General features: G+C 67.4%; 5 protein-coding genes. 1 reads left to right on the forward strand and 4 read right to left on the reverse strand.

Translation table 11 applies throughout. The features are described from left to right. Positions 1-29 precede the first annotated feature (29 nt). Genes ACNPM4_RS09525 through ACNPM4_RS09540 form a run of 4 tightly spaced genes read right to left on the reverse strand, consistent with a single transcriptional unit; the run spans position 30 to position 4,560 of the window. Positions 30-2,333 (reverse strand): arylsulfatase, encoded by a 2,304-nt coding sequence (locus ACNPM4_RS09525; protein WP_448985507.1) that lies wholly within the window; start codon positions 2,331-2,333, stop codon positions 30-32. Beyond that, on the reverse strand, positions 2,330-3,172 hold the full coding sequence (locus ACNPM4_RS09530) for a tyrosine-protein phosphatase (RefSeq protein WP_448985508.1): 843 nt from the start codon (positions 3,170-3,172) through the stop codon (positions 2,330-2,332). The genes ACNPM4_RS09525 and ACNPM4_RS09530 overlap by 4 nt, the downstream gene beginning before the upstream one ends. Before the next feature lie 28 nt (positions 3,173-3,200). Continuing rightward, entirely contained in the window at positions 3,201-4,157 is a 957-nt protein-coding gene (locus ACNPM4_RS09535; protein WP_372466712.1) for a DUF1214 domain-containing protein, read from the reverse strand. A gap of 28 nt (positions 4,158-4,185) precedes the next feature. Next, entirely contained in the window at positions 4,186-4,560 is a 375-nt protein-coding gene (locus ACNPM4_RS09540) for an SHOCT domain-containing protein (protein WP_029261811.1), read from the reverse strand. Between the two features lie 213 nt (positions 4,561-4,773). Here ACNPM4_RS09540 and ACNPM4_RS09545 point away from each other — a divergent pair, with 213 nt between their 5' ends. Then, positions 4,774-6,249 carry a helix-turn-helix transcriptional regulator gene (locus ACNPM4_RS09545; protein WP_448985509.1) on the forward strand — a complete coding sequence of 492 codons (1,476 nt, stop codon included), beginning with the start codon at positions 4,774-4,776 and terminating at the stop codon, positions 6,247-6,249. Positions 6,250-6,294: the final 45 nt, after the last annotated feature.

Consider the following 6,294-nt stretch of genomic DNA (forward strand, 5'->3'; position numbering starts at 1 on the left):
CTCTTCCGCGTACAGGTCCGACCTGCGTGTCAGTTCGTATAGATCACGTCGACCGCGTGGATCTCACCGGTGAAGGCGAAGGGCGCACGGTCGAAGTAGTCGAGCGAGACGGAACCACCCAGGCAGACGCCGATGTCGAGACAGTCATTGGCGGTGAACAGCAGCGGAACGCTGACGGGCACGGTGCCCGTCGCTATCTGCCGGCCGTCGAGCGAGATGTCGATGCGCAGCGGTCCGGCCGGCCGCGCTTCGACGTAGCCGGTCTCCACGACGATCTCCGCGCGCCCCACGGGTAAGCGCTCTGCGGACCGGATCTTGGTGCGGTGCACGATGAACGTGTTGTACTCGTAGCAGAGGTAGCCGTCGTCCAGGTAGCACGTGAGGCCTCCTCCGGCGCCGCCCAGCGCGTAGAGCACTCCCTCGGCGTTCTCCGGCAGCGATGCGTCGATCGTCACCCTGTTCGCGCGGTTCCCGAGCGCCGGTGCGATGAACTCCGGCATCCGTCGCAGGTCGCCGGTGAAGCTCCAGCTCCGGTACGGCGTCGAGATGCGGAACTCGGGGTGGTAGATCGGCACCCAGAGGCCACCGCCGACCGGATAGACGCTGTTCTTCGCCGCCTCGATCGCGAACAGCTCCTTGAGCTGGGCGAGCTTGTCGGGGTGCGCGTCTGCGAGGTCATGAGCCTGCGTCCAGTCCTCGTCGAGGTGATACAGCTCCCAGGCATCCTGGTCTGGGCTCCAGTCGGCGATCCCCTCCGGCAGTCCGGGAACCCAGGGGGCTCGGGGACCGAAGGCCGACGCCATCCACCCGTCGTGATAGATGGCCCGGCTGCCGAGGATCTCGAAGTACTGGGTGACGTGTGTCTCCTCGGCCTCCGGATCCGTGAGCGCCGCGGCGAAGCTGGATCCGTCGATCGGATCCTGGTGCACGCCGCGGACCTCGCGAGGCGGAGTGATCCCGATCAGGTCGTAGAGGGTGGGGACCACATCCGTGCAGTGCACGAACTGCGCCCGCGGCGTGGAGTCCGGGGTGATCCGCGCCGGCCAGCGCACCGCCAACGGATTGCGTGTGCCACCGAGGTGGGAGGCGAGCAGCTTCATACCCTTGTACGGGGTGCTGCCCGCCCAAGCCCATCCCGCGTGGTACATGTTGTCGGCCTTGGCTGTGCCGAGAGCGTCCAGGCCGCCCATCTCGTTCATCGCCTGGATGTGCATCTGCACGGTCGACGGGATGCCGTTCTGGGCGAGCAGTTCGCTGATCGTGCCGTTCTGCCCCTCACCGGACGACCCGTTGTCTCCCCAGATGTACATGATCAGTGTGTTGTCCCCGTATCCGAGCGCCTCGATCTCGTCGATGACGCGTCCCGCCTGCACGTCGGCGTGCTCGCCGAAACCGGCGGCGATCTCCATCAACCGGGTCTGGAACTCCCGTTCGTCTTCGGGGATGTCATCCCACGCGGGCATCCGCGCGTCCCGCTCGGTCAGCTCCGCCGATTCGGGGATCCAGTTCTTCTCCTTGGCACGCGCGAAGACCCGCTCGCGGTATTCGTCCCAGCCACCGTCGAATCGTCCCGAGTACTTGTCCGCCCACTCCTTCATGATGTGATGCGGGCCGTGCATCGCGCCGGACGCCCAGTAGAGGAAGAACGGCTTGTCCGGAGCCAGCGCCTTGTGGTCGCGGAGCCAGCCGATGGCATCGTCGGCGAGATCCTCACTGAGGTGGTATCCCTCGGCGGCGGTCTTCGGCGGCAGGACGCTCGTGGTGTTCCTCACGAGGTGAGGCTCGTACTGCGACGCTTCACCCGCGAGGAAGCCGTAGAAGTACTCGAATCCGATGCTGGAGGGCCAGTTGTGGAACGGCCCGGTGGCTCCCGTCTCGATCGCGGGGGTGTTGTGCCATTTGCCGAATGCGGCGGTCGAGTACCCGTAGTCCTTCAACACCTCGGCGCCGAGCGCACTGGAGCGCGGGATCTCGCCCGCGTACCCATCCCAGTCGTTCGCCAGCTCGGCGATCTGTCCGTTCCCGATCCGATGGTGATTGCGACCGGAGAGCAGAGACGCCCGCGTCGGCGAACACATCGCGGTCGTGTGGAACCTGTTGAAGCCGATTCCCTCGTCGATCACGCGGGACAGTGTGTCGGTGCGCACCTCACCGCCGAAGGTGTCCGGAAGCCCAGGTCCGGCATCGTCGATCAGGACGATGAGGATGTTCGGCGCGTCATCGGGAAGCCGCGACGGAGCCGCCCTCTGGCCGTACACCGATTCCTGCATCGTGCGACCCGCGATGCTCGCGGACGGGGTCGGCGGGAACGGGAGGACGTCTTGCGGGTTCATGAGGAGTACCTTTCGGGGGTCGACGGCTGCGCCTCGCCGTCATGGAGGACGAGACGCCGACGCAGCGCGACGAGATCAGCGGGGTCGAGACCGAGCCCATCCACGGCGTAGCCCTCGATCCCTCCGAACCTCGTGTGCGCCTCGTCGATCGCTGCGTCGAGATACTCAGCACGCACGCCGAGGACGGGAAGGAGCAATCTCGTGTCCACTCCCTTCGCCGCGGCGCCCGCGAGAAGCGGCTGCAGAGCGGGCAGCAGGTCGGTGTTGGTCTCGAGATAGTCGGCACGCACGTCGCCCTCGCTGACGCCGAGCAGCAGAAGCAGCGAAGCCGCCGCCCACCCCGTGCGATCCTTGCCCGTCGTGCAGTGGAACAGCGCCCCACCGCGACGAGCCGGATCGATGAGGTCGAGGTAGAACGCCCGGTAGGCCGCGAGTGCGGACGGGAGACTCACGATGTTCCGGTAGGAATCCCGCATCAGCTCGACGCCGCGCCCGTCTCCGAGCGTCGCAGCGAGCCCGACCGGGTCACTGGCGAGTTGGCCGACGCCCGCCGCGACATCCGTGGTGCTGTCGGCCAGCACATCCAGCCCGACGAGCCGCACGCCGTCGGGCAACCGATCGGGTGACGCGCCGCGCTCGCCGACCGTACGGAGGTCATAGACGGTCGTGATGCCCAGCCCGAAGAAGGCCTCGACGTCATCGCCTTCCAGCCGAGCGAGTGTGGCCGAGCGATAGACGGCACCGGACCGGAGGACTCCCCCGGCTGCGCGCAGCCCGCCGAGATCACGCAGGTTCGGGGCGCTGCGCAGGGGAATGCGGCGGGTGATCGGAATGCTCATCGACTCTTCTCCTGTTCTTCGACCGTCGTCAACGTTCGTCGGTCGGAATCGGCTCAGGCCGTGGCGGGACCCAGCTGCCATCGAGGACCGACTGCTGCGGACGATAGAGCCGCAGTGTGTAGTTCCAACCCGGCATGATGGGCAACGCGTTCGAGTGGCCCACCGGGTCGGCGCCGAAGTGGATGGTCACTCCGCCGTCGTCGTCTGCGACCGCCGTCAGACTGTTGATGCTGTTCACCCCGAGAGTGTTCTGCTCGAAGTAGCCGGCGGCGTTGTAGAGCGACACCGACCAGAAAGCGTCGACCGGCACGTCTTCGAGTCGCAGCCGGTAGTCAGCCACCGGCAGCCCCTCATCGATGCTGATGTAGGTGGCCTCATATTCGGGAAGGCCGCCCCAGCCGCCGGCGGTGCCGAGCAGATGCATGACCGGATCGACCTCCGCCGGCGTTCCGAAGGCGTGGTCGTAGGTGGCGACGCCGCGTCCCAGGGTGAGGAGCGCGTCGCGGGTCTCTGCTTGCGACGCTTCGTCGTACTCCGGCAGCGGGAACGCCCCCACGCCGCCACCCTCCAAGACGATCGCATCCTGGAGACGGTTCACTTCCAGGACGTCGATGGCATCGTTCGGGTCGACCAGGATGCGCACCAGGATCACCGCGTAGTCGGTCCCGATCGCGTCGCGGGTGAGCACGTGGGGACCGGCATCCCGCAGCAACAGTGGACCGTAGTGGTCCTGACTCACGACGAACGCGGAGATGTAGCGACCCGCGGTGTCCGGCAGCGTGAGGGTGACATCTTCGCGCACATCGATGACGGCGCTGCTGTAGAGGGTGTCACGGTTCTGTCGGATGATCGGCTGATCATCGAGAGGCTTCAGGCCGCGGCTGTGATTCCACGCGCCGAGTCCGACCCCGGCCGCGAGGCGGGAGAACATGAGGTCGGACTCGGCGCGAGCGAAATTGCGAACGGTCACTTTCGTTGCGGGCATGAGGTTCTCTGCTATCGGTGTCAACGGATCAGGCGAGAGCCTTGGCCTTGAGCCGGTCGAACTCCTCGGAGCTGATCGCGCCCGCATCACGGAGTCGGGCCGCAGCCTCGATCTCCTCGGTCGCCGTCTTGCCTGCGACCTCCCGGATGTAGGACTCGGTCGCCTCCGCCGATTCACGCGCCGCCCTGCTGCTCCGCTCGGCCATCCCCTGGCCGCGCGCGATGAGGTAGACCAGGACGGTCAGGAACGGCAGGAAGATCAGGAAGACGACCCACACCGCCTTCCACCACCCGTTCAGGCCGCGATCGCGGAACAGGTCCGCGATGATGGCGAAGAGCGCGAACAGGTAGCCGATGAAGACGGTCGCCCACAGCATCCAGCCGAGCGTTTCCCAGAAGAGCATGTCTGTTGATTCCGTTCTCCCGCCGGAGCGCATTAGCGTCCCGCGAGGATGAAGAGCAGTGTCGGGTGCCCGTTCTGCGGTCTGGCCGAAGACACGAGCGTCGCTGAAATTCTGGCCAGTCCCGCCCCCTCGGAATGCGCTTCTCATCCGCGCCGGATGAGAGCCGGAGTCATCCGCCGCCCCCGCCTCTCCCGGCGCCGATATCGTTGACGCGTGATCGACGCCGTCCGCGAGGACATCTCCCCCACTGATTCGGAGCTCGCCCGTACGGCTCTGCGCCGGAACTGGCTCCGCCTCATCCTCGAGTCCCGGACCCGCGAACTCGAGCAGCTCTGTCTCGCTCAGCCGGATCCGCACGACGCGCACGTTCTCCTGATCCGCGCGTGCTGCCGCGACCTGCTCGGCGACTCGCACGGTGCGACATTCCTGCGCGGTCAGGGGTTGAGCGTCGCCGCAGAGGACTTCGTCGTCTGCTTCACCGAGCTTCTTCTCGCGACGGATGCTTCCGCCAAGGCCGTCGCCGCGGACCGTGCCCGGGACGCCCTCTCCCGATGCGGCCCGGAGGACGACTATCCCTCCGCGCTCTTCCTGCTGGGGTGGACCGAGGTCCGACTCCGGCGGGACCTCGGCGAGGCCATCGCACTGCTCCGCTCCGCAGCGGACGAGGCGCGTCTGCACGACCGAGACGAGACCTTCCGGCTCGCCCAGTCGAACCTCGCCTTCGCGCTGACCCACGCCGGGCTCTTCACAGAGGCCGAGCAGACCCTCGATGCGCTCCCGGTCGCGGCGGCACCGTCCGATTGGGACGTCTTCGAAGGCGGTCTCCCCCAAGCGAATCGTGGAACCATCGCCTACTGGCGCGGGGACTACGACGAGGCGATCCGCCACCTGGATCCTGCGGTCGCCGATACCGCTCCCGGCCACAACTTCGAAGCACTCGCCCGCCTCTACCTGGTGATGAGCCTCGTCGCGTTGAGGCGTGACGACCGCTACTACGCGGCATCCGAGCTGATCCGTGGGGTGAGCAGGGCCGACAAGCATGGCATTCCGTGGGACACCCTGCGACGGGTGGTCTCCGCCCTGCTCGCGCATGCGGAGGGGCATGATCAGCGTGCGCGAACCATCGCGGCCCCCGCGCTGACACGACCCGGTGCCGCCGTCGCGCACGCAGTGCTCGCCGAGCTCTACCGGGTCCTCGATGAGCCAGCGCTCGCGGCTCAGGCGCTGCGGTTGGCGTCGGCCGGCGCCCTGCCCCGGTACGCACGTGTGAGCACACTGATCACCTCCGCCGCGCTGCGGTCTGCGGCCGGTCGCGGGCCGGAAGCACACGAGTTCCTGGACCGAGCGCTGGAGGCCTCCTCCTCGGAGCGGATCCTCGCCCCGTTCCTGTCGGACGACCCATTGATCGGTGACCTCCTCAGCGCACACGCGCATCGGGGATCACGTCATGATCCCTTCCTCGCCGTCGTCCTGGAGCGACGAGGACAACTGTCGCGACGCCTCGCCGGCGTGCTCACGCCGCGGGAGAGCGAGGTTCTCGGGTGCCTGCGCACGACGATGACGGCCGAGGAGATCGCCGCGCACCTCGGTGTGGCCTACCCGACCGTCAAGACGCACATCCGCTCGGTCTACCGGAAGCTCGGTGTGACCACCCGACGCGAGGCCGTGCGCTCGACGCTTGCCCGATGATGTGCACAGCCCGGTGGGAGTAGACGCGCACGAAGACGAAGCGGC

It is taken from the genome of Microbacterium umsixpiens, from assembly GCF_053543675.1.

Excerpts from the sequence above, each read along its gene's own strand:
- ACNPM4_RS09525 (WP_448985507.1), bottom strand. The coding sequence starts at position 2,333 with ATGAACCCGCAAGACGTCCTCCCGTTCCCGCCGACCCCGTCCGCGAGC.
- ACNPM4_RS09530 (WP_448985508.1), bottom strand. The coding sequence starts at position 3,172 with ATGAGCATTCCGATCACCCGCCGCATTCCCCTGCGCAGCGCCCCGAAC.
- ACNPM4_RS09535 (WP_372466712.1), bottom strand. The coding sequence starts at position 4,157 with ATGCCCGCAACGAAAGTGACCGTTCGCAATTTCGCTCGCGCCGAGTCC.
- ACNPM4_RS09540 (WP_029261811.1), bottom strand. The coding sequence starts at position 4,560 with ATGCTCTTCTGGGAAACGCTCGGCTGGATGCTGTGGGCGACCGTCTTC.